The 21077-nt window shown below is 71.0% G+C and carries 16 protein-coding genes and 1 pseudogene; 12 read left to right on the plus strand and 5 right to left on the minus strand.

What is annotated here, in order from left to right; translation table 11 throughout:
* Positions 1–292: 292 nt before the first annotated feature.
* Positions 293–1216 carry an undecaprenyl-diphosphate phosphatase gene (locus WMF28_RS29865; RefSeq protein ID WP_437596737.1) on the minus strand — a complete coding sequence of 308 codons (924 nt, stop codon included), beginning with the start codon at positions 1214–1216 and terminating at the stop codon, positions 293–295.
* A gap of 849 nt (positions 1217–2065) precedes the next feature.
* A pseudogene (locus tag WMF28_RS29870) lies at positions 2066–2329 on the minus strand (hypothetical protein); the annotation flags it as partial.
* Positions 2330–3026: 697 nt separating this feature from the next.
* Between WMF28_RS29870 and WMF28_RS29875 the strand changes: the two are divergent.
* Positions 3027–3557: a response regulator gene (locus WMF28_RS29875; RefSeq protein ID WP_437596738.1), complete on the plus strand. Its 531-nt coding sequence runs from the start codon at positions 3027–3029 to the stop codon at positions 3555–3557.
* A gap of 131 nt (positions 3558–3688) precedes the next feature.
* Here the strand turns inward: WMF28_RS29875 and WMF28_RS29880 are convergent, their stop codons facing one another.
* Both WMF28_RS29880 and WMF28_RS29885 read right to left on the minus strand, forming a co-directional pair.
* Complete coding sequence (locus WMF28_RS29880) at positions 3689–4183, minus strand: VOC family protein (protein ID WP_437478915.1); 495 nt, start codon at positions 4181–4183, stop codon at positions 3689–3691.
* Positions 4184–4238: 55 nt separating this feature from the next.
* A complete protein-coding gene (locus WMF28_RS29885; protein ID WP_437596739.1) occupies positions 4239–5132 on the minus strand; it encodes a helix-turn-helix domain-containing protein in 894 nt (297 codons plus the stop codon).
* Between the two features lie 172 nt (positions 5133–5304).
* On the opposite strand from WMF28_RS29885, the gene WMF28_RS29890 reads away from it, so the two are divergent.
* Positions 5305–5607, plus strand: coding sequence for a hypothetical protein (locus WMF28_RS29890; protein ID WP_437596740.1), 303 nt, complete (start codon positions 5305–5307; stop codon positions 5605–5607).
* A gap of 46 nt (positions 5608–5653) precedes the next feature.
* Here WMF28_RS29890 and WMF28_RS29895 read toward each other — a convergent pair whose 3' ends face one another.
* A complete protein-coding gene (locus tag WMF28_RS29895; protein ID WP_437596741.1) occupies positions 5654–6769 on the minus strand; it encodes an ADP-ribosylglycohydrolase family protein in 1116 nt (371 codons plus the stop codon).
* Between the two features lie 629 nt (positions 6770–7398).
* Between WMF28_RS29895 and WMF28_RS29900 the strand changes: the two genes are divergently transcribed.
* From WMF28_RS29900 to WMF28_RS29945, 10 genes are all read left to right on the plus strand, one after another.
* Positions 7399–9042: a glycoside hydrolase 5 family protein gene (locus WMF28_RS29900; RefSeq protein ID WP_437596742.1), complete on the plus strand. Its 1644-nt coding sequence runs from the start codon at positions 7399–7401 to the stop codon at positions 9040–9042.
* Positions 9043–9118: 76 nt separating this feature from the next.
* Positions 9119–10201, plus strand: a complete 1083-nt coding sequence (gene xylF, locus WMF28_RS29905; protein ID WP_437596743.1) for a D-xylose ABC transporter substrate-binding protein — start codon at positions 9119–9121, stop codon at positions 10199–10201.
* Positions 10202–10660: 459 nt separating this feature from the next.
* Complete coding sequence (locus tag WMF28_RS29910) at positions 10661–12544, plus strand: multicopper oxidase family protein (RefSeq protein WP_437596744.1); 1884 nt, start codon at positions 10661–10663, stop codon at positions 12542–12544.
* Positions 12545–12826: 282 nt separating this feature from the next.
* Positions 12827–14788 carry a multicopper oxidase family protein gene (locus WMF28_RS29915; protein WP_437596745.1) on the plus strand — a complete coding sequence of 654 codons (1962 nt, stop codon included), beginning with the start codon at positions 12827–12829 and terminating at the stop codon, positions 14786–14788.
* Positions 14789–15030: 242 nt separating this feature from the next.
* Entirely contained in the window at positions 15031–16146 is a 1116-nt protein-coding gene (locus WMF28_RS29920; protein ID WP_437596747.1) for a phosphotransferase, read from the plus strand.
* Positions 16143–16676, plus strand: coding sequence for an adenylyl-sulfate kinase (locus WMF28_RS29925; RefSeq protein WP_437596749.1), 534 nt, complete (start codon positions 16143–16145; stop codon positions 16674–16676). The genes WMF28_RS29920 and WMF28_RS29925 overlap by 4 nt, the downstream gene beginning before the upstream one ends.
* A gap of 11 nt (positions 16677–16687) precedes the next feature.
* The gene (locus WMF28_RS29930) at positions 16688–18295 is read left to right on the plus strand and encodes a protoglobin domain-containing protein (RefSeq protein ID WP_437596750.1); all 1608 of its coding nucleotides are present in this window, start codon (positions 16688–16690) and stop codon (positions 18293–18295) included.
* A 68-nt stretch (positions 18296–18363) separates the two neighbouring features.
* The gene (locus WMF28_RS29935) at positions 18364–18822 is read left to right on the plus strand and encodes a response regulator (RefSeq protein WP_437596752.1); all 459 of its coding nucleotides are present in this window, start codon (positions 18364–18366) and stop codon (positions 18820–18822) included.
* A gap of 253 nt (positions 18823–19075) precedes the next feature.
* On the plus strand, positions 19076–19474 hold the full coding sequence (locus tag WMF28_RS29940; protein WP_437596753.1) for a CBS domain-containing protein: 399 nt from the start codon (positions 19076–19078) through the stop codon (positions 19472–19474).
* A gap of 186 nt (positions 19475–19660) precedes the next feature.
* Positions 19661–21055, plus strand: coding sequence for a sigma-54-dependent transcriptional regulator (locus tag WMF28_RS29945; RefSeq protein ID WP_437596754.1), 1395 nt, complete (start codon positions 19661–19663; stop codon positions 21053–21055).
* Positions 21056–21077: the final 22 nt, after the last annotated feature.

A 21077-nucleotide genomic window follows, 5' to 3' on the forward strand; every position in this document is an offset into this window, starting at 1 on the left:
GAGGAGGAGCATCCTAGCCCGACGCGACGTCTTTCGCAAGCAGGCCGTTCCGTCTTCCGTCGCGAAGGCTGCTCCCGAGGACGCGAGCGCACGGTCACGGTCGGCGAAGGCGCCGACGAGCTCGCGGGCGCCTTCGCTTCGACCGGGGCGCCCTCACGGAAGGAATATGACGTGAGTCTGACATTGAAGAAGGTGGCCGGCTGCGACCGCGCCGCGGGTGCATGCGCGGCATCTTGCTGAGCCCGGGTGCGTCGCGGAGAGCGCGGGGCTGGCGGTCCCGAGCGTGGCGCGCCTAGGGGCGGCTCGGGTGATCGTCGGCGCGGGCGAGGCCGTCCTCTGCGGCCGCGACGTCCCCGCGCGGTGCGGGCTCGGCCGCGGCGGCGCCGACGTCGACCGGGGCGGTGCGGCTCGCGAACCAGAGCCACACGACGACGGTGCCGAGCGCGATGCGGTACCAGCCGAACGGCGCGAGGCCGTAGCGCTTGAGGTAGCGCAGGAAGACCGCGATCACGAGCAGGGCGACCGCGAACGAGACGGCGAGCCCTATGACGAGGGCCGCGGCGCCGCCGGGCGCTTCGAGGAGGGCGCGGCCGTTCTGGGCGAGGTCGAAGACGGTCGCGGCGCCGAGCGTCGGGATGGCGAGGAGGAACGAGAACTCGGCGGCCGCGCCGGTGCTGAGGCCCGAGAGCTGGCCGCCGACGATGGTGGCCATCGAGCGCGACGCGCCGGGCCAGAGCGAGAAGCACTGCGCGACGCCGATCGCGAGCGCGCGCCGCAGCGTGACGTCCTCGAGGCGGGGCGCGCCCTGGTCGGGCCGGCGCCGGCGGGCGGACTCGACGCCGATCATCAGGAGGCCGCCGGCGATGAGCGCGACCGCGACGGGGCCCGGACCGAAGAGGTACGCCTTGATGGCCTTGTGGAAGAGCAGGCCGACCACGGCGGCCGGGACGAAGGCGACCGCGAGGGCGAGGGCGAGACGGAGGCTGTCGGGGTCGCGGCGGAAGATGCCGCGCGCGGTGGCGGCGAGGCGCTCGCGGAAATAGACGACGACGGCGAGGACCGCCCCGAGCTGGATCACGATATCGAGCGTCTTCGCCGCCTCGCTCTGGTGACCGAGCCACGCGCCGAGCAGGATGAGATGACCGGTGGACGAGACGGGGAGGAACTCGGTCAGGCCCTCGAGGACCCCGAGCAGGACGGCATCGAACCAGAACATTGCGCGGAGTCTAGCCGCATGCGGGGCGCGGCGGATCGAGAGCGCGCAGAGGATCGACCGGCGCGGCGGCGGGCGCCGGAGGCCGGCGTGAGGGTGGAGCCCTGGCTCACCAGCGCCGGCGCGCGATCCGGCCAGCGAGCGCGCTCCTGGCGAGCCGCAGCCTGCTGGCGGTCGTGGCGGGGCTCAGGCCGTGCGCCCTGGCGTGGGCGGCGAGGGTCCGAGGGCCGGCAACGGGGAGGAGGTTCGCGATGGAGGGTGGATGTTGTTCCGGCGGCACGCCGGAGCACGCCGGTGTTGCGTTCTACGGTGAGCCATTGCCGCTCCTCGAATGACGCGTCCATGCACGCGAGTTCCCTGACGGTCCAGCGCTTCGCTGCGAAATCGATCAGGCGCGCTCGTTTTCACGCCCGTGATTCCGACGCGGCGCTCGCGCCGGCGTGATGACAAATCGAGCGCGTCTCCGGCTGAAGGGGCCAGAGAGAGACAGAGAGAGGGCTCGAAGGGCTCAAGGCGCCCTGGACGCCAACCAGAGAAGCAGATCTCCTGGTGCTCACGGTGCCTTGACGGCTCTCTGTTCCGGTCGAGGGGAGCGGGCGTGGGCTCGTCTTCAACGGAGAGCCGTTCAACGCGTCCTCGATGGCGGGCAGGTAGGCGCTGCCAGGGAACACCTCGCGAAGCCGGGCGGCTCGCGCTGCGGCCCCGGCGCGCATCCCCCCTGCCCCGGGCGAGCACCGACGCCTCGACCCAGGAGCGCACGGGGACCCACACATACCCTGCGACGACCGCCTCGGACGGCGATCCGCTCCTGTTGAGCCGCTCGCGGTAGGCGAGCGTCTGCGGGGACGCCTAGACCTGGGCCAGGTGCTCGTCGGGCTCGTTCATCGCGACCGCCACGGTGACCTCGATCGCCACCTGCTCGAACCCGAGGGTGGTCTCGAGCACGGACAGGTCGCCCGGCAGGAGCCAGTTCACCATGCCGTTCATCAAGATGATCCGGACGCGGGTGAACGCGCCATCGCTCAGCTTGCTGGACGGGATGCTGACCAGCTCCCGCCAGTCGAACTGCTGCTTGTCGAGCGGTGTGCCCCGCTCGTTCAACAAATCAAGTGCCACCTTGACCTCCAGTCCCCTGGCGCCGCGCCTTTGCAACGGGCGCTCCACGCAGGCGCCTGCCCTGTCCACGACATGCGAGCGCCGGATGAGGCACTCGGCCACAGCTTTCGCAAAATCGCCCGCGCGCTCGTTAACTGACGGGCTCAGCGGAGATCCGGGGCGCGCGCGACTGGCAGGCTCCAGCGGGGTAGAGACGTACGTGAGTGTGAAGATTCAAACATCGGACAGTTGTTAATTATCGCGCATCCGCGTCCGCGAGCCCGAGGCGCGCTTCCGCAGCCGCGATGAGCCGGTTCGTTCACGTTACACCTCCGACGGTTCCGGCTGCCTGGAAGACGCCAATTCACGCAGGCCGAACGGAACTCCAGATCTTCGTGCTGGCCTGTCGAGAGGGCGTGTTGCGGTGTTGACTCCAACAAACCGGGTCGTGTAAATCTCCAAAGCAGAGGCCGTCGGCGCGGGGGCGCCGGGCAGGCGCTCTACACCACGTAAGCGCGCTCGCGCACCTCCGCGACCAGCGGCACAGGACGCGGACCCGCGATCGTCGCAGGAGGCAGCCATCGTGTCATCGACCGTAAGAGCTCATCGCACCTCTTCGGAGGGTCAACACAGAGGCGCCGTATGCTCATCGTCCCGGCGGAGATACTGCGTCCTCGTTGTCGAGGACGACGAGCATGCGCTGAGCAGCATCTCTGCGGTGCTCTCCACGGATGTCGACGTCGTGGAATGTACGTCGGCGGAGCAGGCGCTCGCGCTGCTCGAAACGAAGGAGTTCCACCTGGTCTGCTCCGATCTCATGGTGCCCGGAATGAAGGGAGACGAGCTCCTCCGGAAGGTCGCGAGCATGCCCGTTTACACGAGCTGTCTCCTGATCACCGGGGCCGAGGAGCACGCGCGCTCGAAGGAGACGGGAGTTCACCATGTGCTGCTCAAGCCGTTCCATCCCGAGCGGCTGATGGCGATCGTCCTCCAGCTGGCGCGCCTCACCGAGATGAAGCGCTCGGTTCACTCGATGGCGGACTCGCTCACGCCGACCGACCCCGGGGGCGAGCTCATGTCGTGCGACGGGTCCGACACCGGGGCCGCGCCGGAGTCGTCGTCGCGGGCGCCGAGATCCACGAGGTTCGAGGCCCGCGTGACGCGCGGTGCCGCGCTCGATCTGCAGGAGCCGGAGTCGGCGAGGGCCGCCGCGCTCTCGTCCCGCGCCCGGCGACGGCCGGCCCGGTGAGCCCGCGGGGCGCGCCGCGCGCCGCGGCCCGCGGGGCGCGCCGCGCGCCGCGGCCCGCGGGAGCGCGTGAGCGCGCGCGGCGACGGGGCGACGGAGCGACGGGTCGAGGCCCCGGGCGGACGCCGCGCGGCTCAGGCGCCGCTCGGGCCCTTCTCGTCCCACCACCTCGCCATGCGCACCTGCATCTCCTCGACGGAGACGTCCTCGATGACGGCCGAGAGGATCCACTGGTGCCCGAACGGGTCCTCGATCCTGCCTTCGCGCCGGCCGTAGAACTGGTCGTCGATCGGGTAGATGATCTTGGCCCCCGCCTCGACGGCGCGCGCGGCGACGGCGTCGGGGTCCTCGACGTTCAGCGTGATGACGATGGGCGAGCCGCCGAGCGCCTTCGGGCCGCGGGCGTTCCACTGGGGGGCCTCGTCCGCGACGCTGACGACGGAGTCGCCGAGGACGAGCTCGGCACAGACGATGGCGCCGCCGAGCTTCGGGTCGGCGAGGCGCATCTTCTCGGTCGCGCCGAACGCCTTCTTGTAGAACGCGATGGCGTCCGTCGCGCCGGCGACGACGAGGTGCGGCACGACGGTGTGGTACGGGGGCGGGGCGATGGGGTGAGGTCGCTGGGTCATGGGCGGAGGATGCCGGCGCGGCCCGAGCGGGTATTGTAAAAACGTGCCGGCCGGGTCAGCCGTCGAGCGGGACGTGGTTCCGCTCGCGTCGCCTCGCGACGTACTCGGTCGGGGTGAGGCCCGCGAACGCGCGGAAGTCGTGGATGAAGTGCGCCTGGTCGTAGTAACCGCACGCGGCCGCGAGGCCCGCCCACGAGACGCGCTCGTGGCGCGCGATCGCCGAGATCGCCTGCTGGAAGCGCTGCACGCGGCAGTAGCGCTTCGGGGTGAGGCCGACCTGCTCGGTGAAGCTGCGGATGAACCGCTTCGAGCTCATCCCGAGCTGCCCTGTCACGTCGGCCACGGTGGTCGCGCGGGACGGGTCGGCGAACGCGGCGAGCGCGAAGTCGACCGCGGGGTCGCGCGCGAGCGGGCGCGCGGGGCGGCGGAGGAGCCGCGCCGTGAGCGCCGCCTCGAGCGCGCGGAGCCGTTCGTCGGGGGTCGTCGCCTCGAGGACGCGCTCGCGGACGAGGGCGGCCTCGCGGCCCCAGAGCGCGTCGAGCGAGACATGGGCGCCGCTGAGCGCCTCGGTGTCCGGGCCGAAGAACGGGGACGCGCCGCCCGGCGTGAGCTCGGCGCCAACGATCGCGCGCTGCTCGGCCGTGTCGATGGCGAAGTGCTCGGCGTGGGCGCCGCAGACGGCGATGCCGGAGAGGCGGTGGCAGCGGGCGGGGGAGGCGGCGGCGTTCGGGGCGGCGGAGACGGCGGCGGCCGCGGCGGGGTCGTACCAGCGAAGCTCGTCCTCGGCGAGGTTGATGAGGAGGCTCATGGCGCCGGTGGGGAGCACGCGCTCGAGCAGGTCGGGGAGCTCGGGGGCGGCGTAGTACCAGAGCAGGCGGACGAAGCGGCCGAGCGGTGGAGGCGGGGCGTACGTGACGAAGTGCATGGGGCGGCCCGTGGGAGGCAGCATGCCACGAGATGAGCGGAGGACGGGCAGCAAGGAAGGCGTTCCGGGCGAGCCGTGCCGCGGCCCCGCAGCGAGATCGACGGCGGGAGCTCGCCGGCTGGACGGTGGCGAAGGCGATCTCTAGGATGCGGGCTCGTGACGAGGGCCTGCGACAGGCGAACGCGGGCCGTATCCGGTGCCGGAAGCGCAGCGGGGCGAGTTGCGCGTGCTGGTGGAGCGGTGGGGGCAAAAGGGCTTCGTGGATGCCTTTCCGGAGGCAGATCTCTTCGAGATCCGGTGCGCGGAGGAGCGCGCCGTGCTGGACGCGGCAGCGCGCGGCGAGGCGATCACCAACGTCCTGCTCCACGAGTGGGATCAGGCCAAGTTCACAGAGGGCGCGGCGATTGTTCACCTCGGCGATGTAGCCGGACCGGTGCTCCTTCGCTCGCAAAGAGGGCGCCTGCCGGCAGAGCTTCAATCCGCCCGAGCGCATCCCTGATCGGATACTGATCGAGCGCGCAATCCGATCATGGCCGCGGGCCACCTCAATAAGGCGGCAGCATCCTCCGGAACCCGTGCCCCAGCGCCAGCGCCAGGAAGAGCAGGTTCCGCACCGGCAATGCCGGCCAGAAGAGGCCGAGAGGCCCTTCTCCGCCCGAAGCGCGCTCGCCCGCCGCGGCGCTGCCCTCCTCGCCGCGGAACACCCGCGCGAGCCGCGCGCCGAGCCGCCGCATCCACGGGATCGATCGCGGGAAGTCGACGATCCCGTCCAGCCAGGCTCCGGGGATCCCGCGCGCCCCGAGCGCCGCGCCCGCGAGGCCGCCGACGATCGCGCCGGTGCTGTCGGCGTCGCCGCCGAGCAGGATGACGTCCTCCACCGCGCGCCGGAAATCGCCCGGGTGCGCGAGCCAGCAGAACAGGGCCGCTGGAGCCGTGTCGACGATGAACCCGCTCACCCCCTCCTGGAGCCCGATCGCCGCGGCGAACTCCTCCGCCGAGGCGCGCCGGTCGAGCAGCTCCGCCGCGCAGTCGAGCCGGCGGCGGAGCTCCACGTCCGAGACGCGCTCGCGGAGCAGCGCCAGCAGCTCGGCCGGATTCACCTGCTCCGGCGTGCGCACCGCGGCGTACGCGGCGGCGAGCGCGATGATCCGCGCCCCCTCCTCGGCGCGCGGGTCGGTGTGCGTGAGGCGCGTGGACGCGCGCACCATGGGCTCGACGCGCGAAGGCGTGAGGGCGAGGGCCGCGCCCAGGATCGGCGCGCGCATCGCAGGGCCGTTGCCGGCCGAGAAGACGCCGCTCCGCTCCGGAGAGAACCCGAGCCAGAGCTTGAGCGTCGCCCGCAGCGTGGCGTATCCGACGCCCGCCGGGAGCGAGGCGAGCCAGCCGCGGAGCTGCCAGCCGAGCGAGCGCGCGAACCGCGCCGCGTCTGCCGGAGCGGCCAGGAGGGCCTGGGCCGTCATGCACGCATGCTCGGCGTCGTCGCTGATCATCCCGCGGCCGAGCACGAAGCGGTGCTCGAGCGGCGACGCGCCGAAGAGGCGGGCGGCGCGGCGGCGCGAGAGGCCTTCACGAGGGAGGCCGAGCGCGTCGCCGACCGCCGTGCCGAGGAGGACGCCGGCGAGCCGGTCCTCGCGATCGATCGATGTCATCTCGATGGGCATGCGAGCGCGCCTTTCACGCCCCGTGCCCGGCGAGCGCCCGGAGTCATTCGCGGAGATCCGCGCCCCTCTGGCGTCCTACCCGAGGCGCCGGCCCGCCAGCATGGCAGCCCCGAGTCAGAACGGTAGACATCATGTCGCGCCTCCGACGGCGCTTCCAGATCGGCGTTTTCGGTGGCAGCGCACTCCAGTGCAGCAGTGCTCCGAGCGCCAGCGGCCCAGAGCGGCGGTCACCCGCACAGGAGACGGGCCCAGATCGGCGTCTTCGGCGCGGAAGCGCAGATGGCTCCACAGCCCGCCGGCACATGGCTCCACAGCCCGCCGGCGCATCGCGCCACCCCCCGCCGAGCACCGCGCGTCCGGGCCAAAACGGCGCCGCCCGGCACGCTCTTCCCTGTTGACGCTGAACCGTTTAAGTGGTCTGCCACGACGCGCACCGGTGCGAGGGTGACACCCTGAGCGGAGATTTGCATCGGCGCGAGAACCGGGGAGCTCGCTGTGGCCACGGCACCACGATCACCACGACGGCGGCGCGACAGCCCGGCACGTCACCACACGCCGGCCGTGGGCTCCGGGCGGCAGAGCTCAGCCACTTTTGAGGAACGAACCTCGTACCAGGTAAGGAACCGACCATGAACAAGACCTTGTTGCTCGCTTTGGGTTTGCTCTCCCTCGCCGCGTGCACCTCCGACACGACCGACCCCAAGCCCTCCGGCGGCACCGGCGGGGCCGGCGGGGCCGGCGGCAACGACGCCACCGGCGGCGGCGGCAACGACGCCACCGGCGGCGGCGGCAGCGACGCCACCGGCGGCGGCGGGGACGGAACCGGCGGCAGCGAGCCGCTCGACTGCGCCGAGCAACCCGAAAAGTGCTACGTCCGCGCCGATGGGAGTATGCTCACGCTCAACGGGAAACCGTACAAGTACATGGGCACGAATTTCTGGTCGGCTCCTTACATCAGCCTCGAGCGCCTGCGCCTCGAGCTCGACATCCTCGAGGCTCATGGCGTCATGAACCTCCGGCTCATGGCGCTCAGCGAGGGCGACATCCCCGAGGCGCAGCAGAACGACGCGCAGTACGGCCCGCAGCGGATCTACCCCGCGTCGTCCAACGAGCCGTGCGCCGATCCGGAGCTCGAGACGTTCGCGGACAACCTGGCGACGGTGCTCGACGAGATCCACAGCCGCGGCATGAAGGCGGTCATGACCCTGAACGACTTCTGGCACTGGTCCGGCGGGATGCCCCAGTACATGAAGTGGGCCCACGACGAGGCCGACACCTCCTGCGGGGAGGACTTCGGCGCGTACCAGGTCGGCCTGACCCACCCCGAGACGGGCGCCGACCTGCTCGCGGCGGGCCACCACGTGCCGTTCGCCGGCTCGATCCGCTTCCAGGAGGGCACCGGCGAGGACTGCCAGGCCGTGGCCATCAACGAGTGGGCGATCCCGCACTCGGGCACCCTCGACCCGGCCACGAACCCCTGGCCCGACCAGATGGACCTCTCCAGCCTGTTCTTTTGCAACAAGAAGGCCCAGGAGTTCTACTTCAGCCGGGCCAAGGTCGTGATCGAGAAGCTCAAGGATCACCCGGGGATCATGGCGTGGCAGCTCGGGAACGAGCCGCGCTCCTTCAAGGGCTGGGGCCCGCTCTTCAAGCTCTGGGTCGAGAGGAACGCGAAGTTCATCAAGGACATCGACCCGAACCACCTCGTCTCCATCGGCTCGGAGGGCGACCTCTCCTACAACTGGGGGGACTACGCCAACAGCGATTTCCGGGACTTCCACGACGTGCCCGGCATCGATTACCTCACCTTCCACGTCTGGCCGGAGAACTGGGAGTGGTACGACCCGTCGCTCCCGATCGACAGCTCCGCCGACAGGTCGCTCCGGTCGGCCATCACCAAGAGCGACGAGTACATCGAGCTGCAGATCGCGCACGCCAAGGCGCTGAACAAGCCGATCGTCGTCGAGGAGTTCGGCCTCGCGCGGGACGACAAGTCCGAGCCGGTCGGGTCGCCCGTCGCCAAGAGGAACGAGTACTACTCGTCCGTCTTCGACGCCGTCGTCGACAACGCGGAGCTCGCCGGCGTCAACTTCTGGGCCTGGGCCGGGACCGGAAGGCCGTCGGACGACGACAACGAGTACTGGCTCCTCGGAAACGATTACATCGGAGATCCGCCCCACGAGCTCCAGGGGTGGTACTCGGTGTACGACAACGACACGGAAACGCTGAACATCATCATGGGCTACGCCGATAACATCAGTACGATCGAGTAGCTCCGGCCCCAACACAGCCCCACATTTCTCATCATCTGACTCGGAGGTCACCTTGATTCGTCGCTCCACCTTTCTCATGGCGCTGCTCTCTCTCTCGTTCTCGGCCGGCTGCTCGAAGCCGGCCTCCGAAGGCGAGGCGGGCGCGGCCAAGACCGAGGACAAGACCGCGAAGACCGCGGACGCCAAGGGTACGAAGAAGCTCACCATCGGCTTCTCGATGGATACCCTCAAGGAAGAGCGGTGGCAGCGCGACCGCGACCTGTTCAAGGCGAAGGCCGAGCAGCTCGGGGCGCAGGTGCTCGTGCAGTCCGCGAACAGCGACGACGCCCTGCAGAACTCGCAGGCAGAGAACCTGCTCACGCAGGGCGTCGACGTGCTCGTGGTCGTGCCCCACAACGCCAAGACGACGGCCACCATCGTCGCGTCGGCGCACAAGCAGGGCGTGCCCGTCATCGCCTACGACCGGCTCATCCTCGACTCGGACCTCGATCTCTACGTGTCCTTCGACAACGTCCGCGTCGGCGAGCTCCAGGCCGACTACCTCGTGAAGAAGCAGCCGAAGGGGAGCTACGTCCTCATCGGCGGCTCCCCCACCGACAACAACGCGAAGCTCTTCCGCGATGGGCAGATGAACATCCTGAAGCCGCTCATCGACAAGGGGGACATCAAGGTCGTGGCGGACCAGTGGGCCAAGGACTGGCAGCCGGTCGAGGGGCTCAAGATCACCGAGAACGCCCTCACAAAGAACAACAACAACGTCACGGCGGTCGTCGCCTCGAACGACGGGCTCGCGGGCGCGGCCGTCCAGGCCCTCGGCGAGCAGAAGCTCGCCGGCAAGGTCGTCGTCTCGGGGCAGGACGCCGAGCTCGCCGCCTGCCAGCGCATCGCGGCCGGCACCCAGAGCATGACCGTCTACAAGCCGCTCAAGGCGCTCGCCGAGAAGGCCGCCGAGCTCGCCGTCAAGCTGGCGAAGAAGGAGCCCCTCGGCGAGAAGTCGCAGACGATCAACAACGGGAAGAAGGACGTCCCGAGCGTGCTCATCACGCCGGTCGCCGTGGACAAGGACAACCTCGCCTCCACGGTGATCGCGGACGGGTTCCACAAGGTCGAGGACGTCTACAAGGACCTCCCCAAGGACCAGTGGCCCGCCGGCAAGTAGTCGCCCTCAGGCCGGGCCGCGCGGGCCCGGCGAGCACCCCGGCCGCCGCGAGGCGGCCTGTCGGGTCGGGTCCGCCCCTCCTGCCCCACCTGCACCTGTCTTGATCGCCGCCATCGTCCTGGGGCTCTCCGCCCGGGGGGCGGTCGGCACGCCACGCGCCATCTCGACCACGACCCGCGCGCGGCGCATCGTCCGAGGCAATCCCGATCCGCGCGGCTGAACGCCGCGCATCGCCAGGCACCTGACGATCGCGGGATCGTCCGTGATCCCAGAGCTCCCCGAATCCGGAGCTTCCTGGGTGGACCGGACCCGTGCGCTGATCATGATACTGCGCCATCGCAGCGCGCTGCGGAGGCAAGGAGATGCGATGTCCTCCATGAAGCGACGACAGCTCCGGAAGCACGGGCCGGCCGCGACGGGCTCGTGGCGCTCCGGCGCGGTGGCGTGGTGAGGGCGGCCGTGGACACATGTCCGACCGTCCCGGGCTCGGCCCGGACCCTTCCCGGCGCCGCGATCCCCAGGTACACGCGCCCGCTGCTCATCCCGCAAGTCATGCCCAAGGCGATGGGGCTCGACACGGGCAACGCAGGCCTCGATGACTACGAGATCGCCGTACGGCAGCACAAGCAGCAGCTCCTGCCGCCCGAGCTGGGTCTGCCCCCGACGACGGTGTGGAGCTACGGCTCCGTCCATCACCCGGAGACGTTCACCTATCCGGCGTTCACCATCGAGGCCAGGTGGCGGCGGCCGGTGCGCGTGAAGTGGATCAACGATCTCAAGGACCCCGCGACGGGCCGCTTCCTCCCTCATCTGCTCCCCGTCGATCCCACCCTCCACTGGGCCAACCCGCCCGGCGGGACGCAAGGTCGCGACCGGCGGCCCACGTTCACGGGCGACTGCCCGCCGGGGCCGTACCGTGGCCCGGTGCCGTTCGTCACGCACCTGCACGGGACCGCCAGGGTGCAGCAGGAGAGCGACGGCTATCCCGAAGCCTGGTATCTTCCGGCGGCGACCGACATTCCCGAGGGGTACGCGGAGACCGGGACCTTCTACGACTACTACAAGCGCACGTCGCCGCTCGGACAGCTGTGGGAGCCGGGGGCGGCCGTGTTCGAGTATCCGAACGACCAGCGGGCTGCGACGCTCTGGTACCACGATCACGCGCTCGGCATCACCCGCCTCAACGTCTACGCGGGGCCTGCCGGCTTCTACCTGCTGCGCGGCGGGCCGGACGACCTCCCGCACGACGTCCTCCCAGGACCAGCCCCGCGACCAGGAGACCGCCCGGGAGCGAGGGTGTACGAGATCCCGCTCGTGATCCAGGACCGCTCCTTCAACGACGACGGGTCGCTCTTCTATCCGGCCTCGCGCGGGCTCTCCCCGCCGCTCGACGCGCTGTACGTCCCGAAGGGCGATATTCCGCCGATCTGGGTCCCGGAGTTCTTCGGCGACTCCATGCTCGTCAACGGCCAGACATGGCCCTACCTCGAGGTCGAGCAGCGGCGGTATCGATTCCGCATCCTGAACGGCAGCGGCTCGCGGTTCCTGCTCCTGAAGATGGATAACGGTCTCCCGTTCTGGCAGATAGGCTCGGACGGCGGATTCCTCCCCTCCCCCGTGGAGCGCGGGACCCTCCTGCTCGCTCCGGCCGAGCGCGCGGACGTGATCGTGGATTTCAGCGGCGTCCGCGCCGGTACCGAGATCGTCCTCCTCAACCTCGGCCCGGACGCGCCCTTCACCGGCGGCCCGCAGACCCCGGCCGACCCGGCGACGACAGGGCAGGTGATGCAGCTCCGCGTCGTGCCGGCGACCAGCACGGACACGAGCACGCCCCCTCACCAGCTCGAGCTGCCGCGGCTCACACGGATCGGAGACGCGGCGGTCGTGCGGCAGGTGTCCCTGAACGATGTGAGCTCCGCGCTCCAGCCCGCCGCCGGCCTGACGGCGGCCGTGCTGGGCACGCTCGAGCCTCCTCCGGGCTCCGACACGCCCAGGCCGCTCTTCTGGCACGATCCGATCACGGAGAACCCGGCCGTGGGATCGACCGAGGTGTGGGAGATCTACAACTTCACCGTGGACGCGCACCCGATCCACGTCCACGAGCGCCACTTCGAGATCGTCGATCGCCAGCCGTTCGACGGCGCTCCGCGCCCGCCGGATGCCGGAGAGGGGGGCTTCAAGGACACCGTCATCGCGCTGCCGTCCGAGATCACGCGCATCAAGATGACGTTCGAGAGGCCCGGCCGGTTCGTGTGGCACTGCCACATCCTCGAGCACGAGGACAACGAGATGATGCGGCCATACCAGATCGGCCCGATGCCGGACGACATGCCGGGACGGTAGCCGCGCCTCGCGCGCGTCAGGCCGACCCCCCCCATCGAGGAACAAGCAAGGACGTGAGCCGCGCGCGGAGCCCGTCGTGCGCGCACGGCTCGTCGCCCGGGACGGCCCCGATCCGTGCATCTGCGTCCACGCGGCGCCGGAGGTCTGACGACTCCGGGTCATCCTTCATAATCATGCACATCGCCGAATGCGGCGCTTCCTGGATTGCCCGGCTCTCTTCGCTCGTCATGATACCTCGCGCTCACAGCGTGGGCTGTGGCCGAAGGATATTGGGTGTCCTCCATGAAACGACGACAGCTCCTGAAGCATGGTTTGGCCGCGACGGGCGGGCTCTTGGTGCTCCGGCGCGGCGGTCCGGCGAGCGCGATGTTCGACGAGTGTCCGGTCGTCCTGCCACAGGGACCGACCCTCCCCGGCGTCGACATCGCCCCATACCGGTATACCGTCCCGCTGCTCATCCCGCCCATCATGCCCAGGGCGAGCAGGCGCCATGATCACGGTTCGCACTACGATTACTACGAGATCGCCGTCCGGCAGTTCAAACAGCAGGTCCTGCCAGGCCGTATGCCCATGACGACGGTGTGGGGCTACGGGTCGATTCAGCACCCGGAGACGTTCAGCTACCCGGCGTTCACCATCGAGGCGACGTGGCGAAGGCCGGTGCGCGTGAAGTGGATCAACGATCTCAAGGACCCCGTGACCGGCCACTTCCTCCCTCACCTGCTCCCCGTCGACCCCACCCTCCACTGGGCCAACCCGCCCGGCGGAGAGGAAGGTCGCGACAGTCGGCCCATGTTCCCGGTCGGATGCCCGCCGGAGCCCTACGGGGGCCCGGTGCCGATCGTCACGCACCTCCACGGGATGGTCAGGGTGGCGCAGGAGAGCGACGGCTACCCGGAAGCCTGGTACCTCCCCGCGGCGACCGACATCCCCGAGGGATACGCGGAGACCGGGACCTTCTACGACTACTACAAGCGCACGTCGCCGCTCGGGCACCTGTGGGAGCCGGGGGCGGCCGTGTTCGAGTATCCGAACGACCAGCGGGCTGCGACGCTCTGGTATCACGATCACGCGCTCGGCATCACCCGGCTCAACGTCTACGCGGGACCTGCCGGCTTCTACCTGCTCCGCGGCGGCCCAGGCGATCTCCCGCCCGGCGTGCTCCCCGGCTCGGCCCGGACGCGGGACGACTGCCATGGATCCGGGACATACGAGATCCCGCTCGTGATCCAGGACCGCTCCTTCAACGACGACGGGTCGCTCTTCTACCCCGCGACACGCGATCCCGAGTTCGCGGACGTGTACATCCCGAACGGCGACGTCCCGCCGATCTGGGTCCCGGAGTTCTTCGGCGACGTCATGGTCGTCAACGGCCGGCCGTGGCCCTTCCTCAACGTCGAGCAGCGACGTTACCGCTTCCGCATCCTCAACGGCAGCAACTCGCGGTTCCTGCTCCTGAAGATGGATAACGGTCTCCCGTTCTGGCAGATCGGCTCGGACAGTGGATTCCTGCCCTGCCCGGTGGAGCGCGATACCCTGTTGCTCGCGCCGGCCGAGCGTGCGGACGTGATCGTGGATTTCAGCCGTGTCCGCGTCGGCACCCCGATAGTCCTCCGCAACCTCGGTCCGGACGGGCCGTTCAACGGCGGCCCGCAGCCCCCGGCCGACCCGGAGACGACAGGGCAGGTGATGCAGTTCCGCGTCGTGCCGGCGAGGAGCAGGGACACGAGCACGCCCCCTCACCGGCTCAGGCTGCCGCGGCTCAAGCCGCTCGGAGACGTGGACGCTGTGCGGCGGGTGTCCCTGAACGAGGTGACGTCCACGAGCGACCCCGCGGCCGGCCCGATTGCCGCCCTGCTGGGCACGTTCCGGCCGCCGGGCTCCGACACGGCCAAGCCACTCTTCTGGGACGATCCGGTCACGGAGAACCCGGCCACGGGATCCACCGAGATCTGGGAGATCTACAACTTCACCATGGACGCGCACCCGATCCACGTCCACGAGGTCCACTTCGAGATCGTCGATCGCCAGCCGTTCGACGGCGCTCCGCGCCCGCCCGAGGCGGGCGAGGAGGGCTTCAAGGACACGGTGATCGCGCTGCCCGACGAGATCACGCGCATCAAGATGACGTTCGAGAGGCCCGGCCGGTTCGTGTGGCACTGCCACATCCTCGAGCACGAAGACAACGAGATGATGCGGCCCTACCAGATCGGCCCCACGCCCCCCGATATTCCGGATCGCTGACCCAGCCTCGCGCGGCGCGGCGACGCGCACGCCTCGCGCGGGGGCGCAGGTCCTGCGAGCGCGCCCCGCCCGGCCCGGCGCCTTGCTCGCCCTCATCGCCCGCCGCCGACCCCGCTGAAGCCAGGATCCGGCTGCGGCCTGCGGTGCGGCAAGGACAGGCTCGGCAGGCACGCGGCCTGCTTCTTGCCGCAGGGTCACAGAGGGTCGCGTCGGCACGCCGCCACGCCCTCCCCGAGGAGACCATGAACGCCCCGCAGACCCTGCCTGAAGCCGATCCCTCACGCCAGGTCCGCCAGCTCGTGGAGGCGGTGTTGCCGGACGCGCGGGTCGAGGACGTCACCACCCTGGGACCGGACGGCGGCCCGGGCAACGACCTGACCGAGAAGGCCGCCGGCTACGGCGTTCCCCGGCGGATCACGGTGGTGAGGCCCGACGGCTCGACGCAGCGGCTGGTCCTGCACACGTCGACCGCCAACGCGTTCGGGCACGACAGGCGATCGGATCGCGCGGCGGAGATGCTGCTCTCGTTCGACACCTTCGGGTCGATCCCGGCGCACGTGGAGGTCGTGGACGTCGGCTCGCTGACCCGCGACGGGCGCTTCCTGTCCCTGCGGGACGCGGGCGAGTTCTACCTCCTGACCACGTACGCCGAGGGGGACGTCTACGCCGCGGATCTGCGGCGGATCGCGAAGGAGCGCCGCGCGCGCCCGGAGGATCTGGTGCGCTGCGAGACGCTCGCCAGGTACCTCATCGCGCTCCACGGCGCGAAGGGCGCGCAGCCGGGCAGCTACCGCCGCGCGGTGCGCGACCTCGTGGGCCACGGCGAGGGCATCTTCGGCATCATCGACGGCTATCCGGACGACGTGCCCGGCGCGCCGCCCGCCCGGCTCCAGGCCATCGAGCGGCGCTGCGTGAAATGGCGCTGGAAGCTCCGCGGCCGCGACCAGCGGCTCGCGCGCACGCACGGCGATTTCCACCCGTTCAACATCGTGTTCAACGAGGCGTCGCAGCTCACGCTGCTCGACACGAGCCGCGGATCCCAGGGCGACCCCGCGGACGACGTCACCTGCCTCGCCATCAACTACGTCTTCTTCGCGCTGGGCGCGCCCGGCGCATGGCAGGGCGGCCTCCGCGCGCTGTGGCAGCGGCTCTGGGACGTCTACCTCGGCTGGAGCGGCTCCGCGGGCGTGCTCGACGTGGCGGCGCCGTTCCTCGCGTGGCGCGCGCTCGTGCTGGCCAACCCCGGCTGGTATCCCGCGGTCACGGCGAGCGCGAGGGACGCCCTGCTCGGCCTCGTGGAGCGCGCCCTCGACACCCCGCGCTTCGATCCGGCCGACGCCGAGAGGCTCTTCGCGTGAGCGGCGGGGTCGTCTGGATCACGGGGCTCCCCGCGTCGGGCAAATCCACCCTGGCCGCGCGGGCGCACCGCGAGCTCCTCGACGAAGGCCGGGCGAGCTGCCTGCTCGACGGCGACGAGGTGCGCGACGCGCTCGTCCCGCGGCCCGGGTATGCGCCGCGAGAGCGCGACGATTTCTACGAGACCCTCGCGCGGCTCGCGGCGCTGATCGCGCACCAGGGGCCGATCGTGATCGTGGCGGCGACCGCGCACCGCCGCGCCTACCGGGAGCGCGCCCGCGCGCTCGCGCCGCGGCTCGTCGAGGTGCACATGGATGTCCCTCCCCGGGTCTGCCGCGAGCGCGATCCGAAAGGGCTCTACCGGGCCGCCGGCGCCGGCGAGATCGACGCGCTCCCCGGCGCAGGCCCCGACTACGAGGCGCCGCCCGCGCCGGAGATCGTCGCGCGCGGCGGCGAGGATGAAGCGGCGCTCGGGGCGATCCTGGAGCGCGCGAGATCGTGGGCCGCCGCCGCGGAAGCGCGCTCATGGTAGGCTCCCGCGCCGTGCCCGCGCACGAGACGCTCTTCGACGAGATCAAGCGCTACGTTCGCTTCGACGACGAGGACGCGGGCTGGCTGGCCGCCTTTCGCGCGCACGCGGAGCCGCACTTCCCCCGCATCGCGGACGAGTTCTACGATCGCATCCGCGAGCACGAGGGCGCGCACGAGGTCTTCACCGGCGAAGAGCAGGTGGAGCGCCTCAAGCGATCGCTCGTCCGCTGGATGACGCGGATCTGCACCGGGCCCTACGACGACGCGTACTTCGACGAGACCGCGAAGATCGGGCGGATCCACGTCCGGGTCGGCCTGCCCCAGCGGTACATGTTCACGGCGATGACGCTCATCCGGCTCGCGTTCTACGAGATCGCCGAGGGCACGCTCGGCGCGCAGGCGATCCCGGTCCGATCCGCGGTGAGCAAGGTGCTCGATCTCGAGCTCGCCATCATGCTGGAGACGTACCGGGACGACTTCCTCGCGCGCGCGCAGCGCGCCGAGCGCCTGGACCGGGAGGAGGTCGGCCGCACGCTCGCGCGCACGGAGCACCGGTACAAGAGCGCGGTCGAGCTCGCGCGCGTCCTCGTCGTGGGCCTCGACGCGCACGCGGTCGTGCGGCTCTTCAACCGGGAGGCCGAGCGGATCACCGGGCTCGGACGCGAGGACATCCTCGGGATGCCGTTCGTCGAGATGCTCCTCCCCGAGGAGATCCGCGCGGATCACGGCGCGCTCGTGGAGGACGTCGCCGCGGGCCGCCGCGCCGGCGCCGACCTCCTGGAGAGCAGCCTCCGCACGCGCGCCGGCAAGATCCGCGACGTGCGATGGCAGCTCGCGTACGCCCCCTCCGCGGCGGACGACGAGGTGGTGCTGTTCGCCATCGGCCAGGACACGACCGACGAGAACGCGCTCGCCGCGCGCGTGCGTCAGAGCGAGAAGCTCGCCGCGGTGGGGACGCTCGCGGCCGGCCTCGCGCACGAGATCAGGAACCCGCTCAACGGCGCGCAGCTGCACGTGACCTTCCTCGAGCGGGGGCTCGCGCGCGCCGGCATGAACGACCCGGACACCGTGGAGGCCATCCAGGTCGTCCGCGACGAGATCCGCCGCCTGTCGGAGCTGGTGAGCGAGTTCCTGGACTTCGCCCGGCCGAAGCCGCTGGTCCTGAAGCCGACGTCGGTCGTCTCGCTCTGCGAGCGGGTGGCGCGCGTCGCCGTGGCGTCGGACGGCGACGGCGCCGGCACACACGTCGAGGTGAAGGTCGATCTGCCCTCGACCGACATGGTGCTCGACCTCGATCCCGGGAGGATCGAGCAGGTCCTGCTGAACCTGCTCCGCAACGCGATGGAGGCGGCGGGGTCGGCCGGAGGCGGCACCGTCACCCTCCGCGCGCGCCGGAAGCCGCGCCACGCCCTCCTCGAGGTGGAGGACGACGGCCCCGGGGTCGCGAGCCCGGACGCGCCGATCTTCGACCCGTTCTACTCGACGAAGCCGGACGGCACCGGGCTCGGCCTGGCCATCGCACATCGCATCATCACCGATCACGAGGGGACCATCGATTTCCAGAGCCGCCCGGGGAAGACGCTGTTTCGCGTGACGCTGCCGATCCGCCTGTCCGGCTGAGCTCCCCGCCGTCCGCTGGCGCGCGGGCGCCCCCCGGCGCTGGCACGCAAGTTGGTAGATCGCCCAGCGTGGAACCACGCAGCATCATCGAACAGCCGCTGATCCTCCTCGTGGACGACGACATCCGCACCGCTCGCCTGCTCGCGCGCCTGCTCGAGGACGACGGCTTCCGGGTGGAGCTGGCCACCGACGGCGCCCTCGCGATCGCGCGGCTCGCCCGGACGCCGGTCCCCGACGTCCTGGTGACCGACTTCCGCATGCCCCACGCCGACGGCATCGCGGTGGCGCGCTTCGCGCGGTCGCTCCGGCCCGATCTCCCGCTCTTCGTGCTCACCGGCTACCCCGTGCTCGCGGCGCGGCTCGGGCGAGGGCTCGTCCCCGAGGCGGTGGTGCACACAAAGCCGGTGGACTACACCGCCCTGAGCGCCGAGCTGCGCTCCAGCGTGGAGGCGGTGTCCTCCCGCGCCGCGCACGCGCAGCCGAGCGCTGCGGCCCCCGGCCCGCTCCCGTCCCCCATCCCGGCCTGAGCCCCCGACGCGAGCCGGCGATCGCCCTCCCGGGCGAACGGCTTGCGCCCCCGTGCAACCGCTGCGATCCGTCACCCCGCCGCGGCCGGCTGGCAGGCCGCCGCGCGGCCTCCCTCCGCCATGGAGCCCGAGCCTGCGGCGCGCCGTGGACGCGGGCGCGCGACGCAGGGAGCTGGGAGCCGGGCGGGGGCGGCGTGGCGCGCATCGTGCTTTGGATCCGGGCATGTCCCTGTGCCGATTTGAACATGGCGCCGTGTGCGCAGAGCTCACCGAGACCGCGATCGACGTCGCGCGCAGGATGCGCGAGTTCCGCGTGGGCTGCGTCGTCGTCACGCAGGGCGCGCGCGCCATTGGCATCCTCACCGATCGCGATCTCGTGATGCGGGTGATGGCCGACGCGCGCGACCCCGGGAAGACGCTCGTGTCCGAGATCGTGACGTACGATCCCACGACGCTCCAGCAGACCGACAGCATCGAGACGGCGCTCCGCCTGATGCGTGAACGCGGCGTCCGGCGGCTGCCGATCGTCCGTCACGACGGCAACGTGACCGGCATCGTCACGGCCGACGATCTCATCGTGATGCTCGCCTCGGCGCTGGCAGACCTCGGCGCCGGCATCCGCGACAACGTCGACGCGACCGAGAGCCGCTGACGGCTCCTCGTCCTTTCCGGCAGACCGCACGACGCGCCGCTCGCCCCGCGGCCCTTGCGCCACCCTCCGGGCGGTGCTTGCCTGCCGCGCCGTCGCCGACGGAGGCCGCCGCAGCCGGAGGAGCGCCACGACGCGCCTCCTTCGACCACGGCGCGGTATCCTCTGGCGGTCTTCGGAAGGGACGACATGAACGCTGAGAAGAGACAGGGCTCGCGGGTGCTCGTCGTGGACGACGAGGCGAGCGCGCGCTCGGGGCTGGAGAAGCTCCTGCGACAGGAGGGCTACGCTGTCGACGCGGCGGCGGACGGCGTCGAGGCGCTCGAGGTCGCGGCGGAGCGGCCGCCGGACGTCGTGGTCACCGATCTGAAGATGCCGAACATGGATGGCGTGACGCTGCTCGGGAAGCTCCGCGAGCAGGACCCATCGCTGCCGGTGATCGTCGTCACCGCGTTCGGCGATGTGAGCTCGGCGGTGCAGGCGATGCGGGCCGGGGCCGAGGACTACCTGACGAAGCCGGTCGACTTCGACGCGCTCCTCCTCTCCCTCGAGCGCGCCCTCGAGCGGAGCGCGCTCCGGGTCGAGGCGGAGAACCTCCGCCGGCAGCTGCGCGAGCGCGAGGGAGAGGGCGTGGAGGGGCTCATCGGGACGAGCCCGGCGATGCAGAAAGTCTACCGGATGGCCCGGCAGGTGGCGGGCGCGCGGGCGACGGTGCTCATCACCGGCGAGAGCGGCACCGGCAAGGGGGAGCTCGCGCGCGCCATCCACGCGAAGGGCCCGCGCGTCAAGGGCCCGTTCGTGACGCTGCACTGCGCGGCGCTCGCGGAGTCGCTGCTCGAGAGCGAGCTGTTCGGCCACGAGCGCGGCGCGTTCACCGGCGCCGACAAGCGGCGCATCGGGCGGTTCGAGCAGGCGCACGGCGGGACGCTCTTCCTCGACGAGGTCGGCGAGATCGCGCCGTCGACGCAGGTGAAGCTGCTCCGCGTGCTCCAGGAGCGGAAATTCGAGCGCGTCGGCGGGAACGACACCGTGTCGGTCGACGTGCGGCTCATCGCGGCCACGAACCGCGATCTCGCGGCGGCCGTGCAGGAGGGCCACTTCCGGGAGGACCTCTACTACCGGCTCAACGTCGTCCACATCGACATGCCTCCGCTGCGCGTCCGCGACACCGACGTGCTGCTCCTCGCGAATCACTTCCTCCGCCGGTTCGCCGCGGAGAACCACCGCAAGATCGAGGGGTTCGCCGACGAGGCGCGGGCGAAGCTCGTCGCGCACCGGTGGCCGGGGAACGTGCGCGAGCTCGAGAACGCGATCGAGCGGGCCGTCGTGCTCTGCGACGAGACGCGCATCGACGCGGAGCACCTCCCCATCGACGCGGCGCCGGTCGCCAAGGGAGCCCTGCGGATCCCGGGCGCCACCATGGCGGAGATCGAGCGCTATGCGATCCTGTCGACGCTGGAGGCGACGAACGGCTCGACGACGCGCGCGGCCGAGCTCCTCGACATCAGCATACGCACCATCCAGTACCGCCTGCACGAGTACGGCCTGACGGCGAAATCCAAGCGATCGCCGGCCACGGAGTAGGCGCCGCGCGACGCCGGCGCAG

Origin of the sequence: Sorangium sp. So ce590, assembly GCF_051521365.1 — a bacterium.
Lineage (GTDB): Bacteria > Myxococcota_A > Polyangia > Polyangiales > Polyangiaceae > Sorangium.

Bases quoted from the DNA above. Each gene is read 5' to 3' on its own strand.
- WMF28_RS29865 (WP_437596737.1), bottom strand. From the start codon at position 1,216: ATGTTCTGGTTCGATGCCGTCCTGCTCGGGGTCCTCGAGGGCCTGACC.
- WMF28_RS29880 (WP_437478915.1), bottom strand. From the start codon at position 4,183: ATGACCCAGCGACCTCACCCCATCGCCCCGCCCCCGTACCACACCGTC.
- WMF28_RS29885 (WP_437596739.1), bottom strand. From the start codon at position 5,132: ATGCTGCCTCCCACGGGCCGCCCCATGCACTTCGTCACGTACGCCCCG.
- WMF28_RS29895 (WP_437596741.1), bottom strand. From the start codon at position 6,769: ATGCCCATCGAGATGACATCGATCGATCGCGAGGACCGGCTCGCCGGC.
- WMF28_RS29900 (WP_437596742.1), top strand. From the start codon at position 7,399: ATGAACAAGACCTTGTTGCTCGCTTTGGGTTTGCTCTCCCTCGCCGCG.
- xylF (WP_437596743.1), top strand. From the start codon at position 9,119: ATGGCGCTGCTCTCTCTCTCGTTCTCGGCCGGCTGCTCGAAGCCGGCC.
- WMF28_RS29915 (WP_437596745.1), top strand. From the start codon at position 12,827: ATGAAACGACGACAGCTCCTGAAGCATGGTTTGGCCGCGACGGGCGGG.
- WMF28_RS29920 (WP_437596747.1), top strand. From the start codon at position 15,031: ATGAACGCCCCGCAGACCCTGCCTGAAGCCGATCCCTCACGCCAGGTC.
- WMF28_RS29945 (WP_437596754.1), top strand. From the start codon at position 19,661: ATGAACGCTGAGAAGAGACAGGGCTCGCGGGTGCTCGTCGTGGACGAC.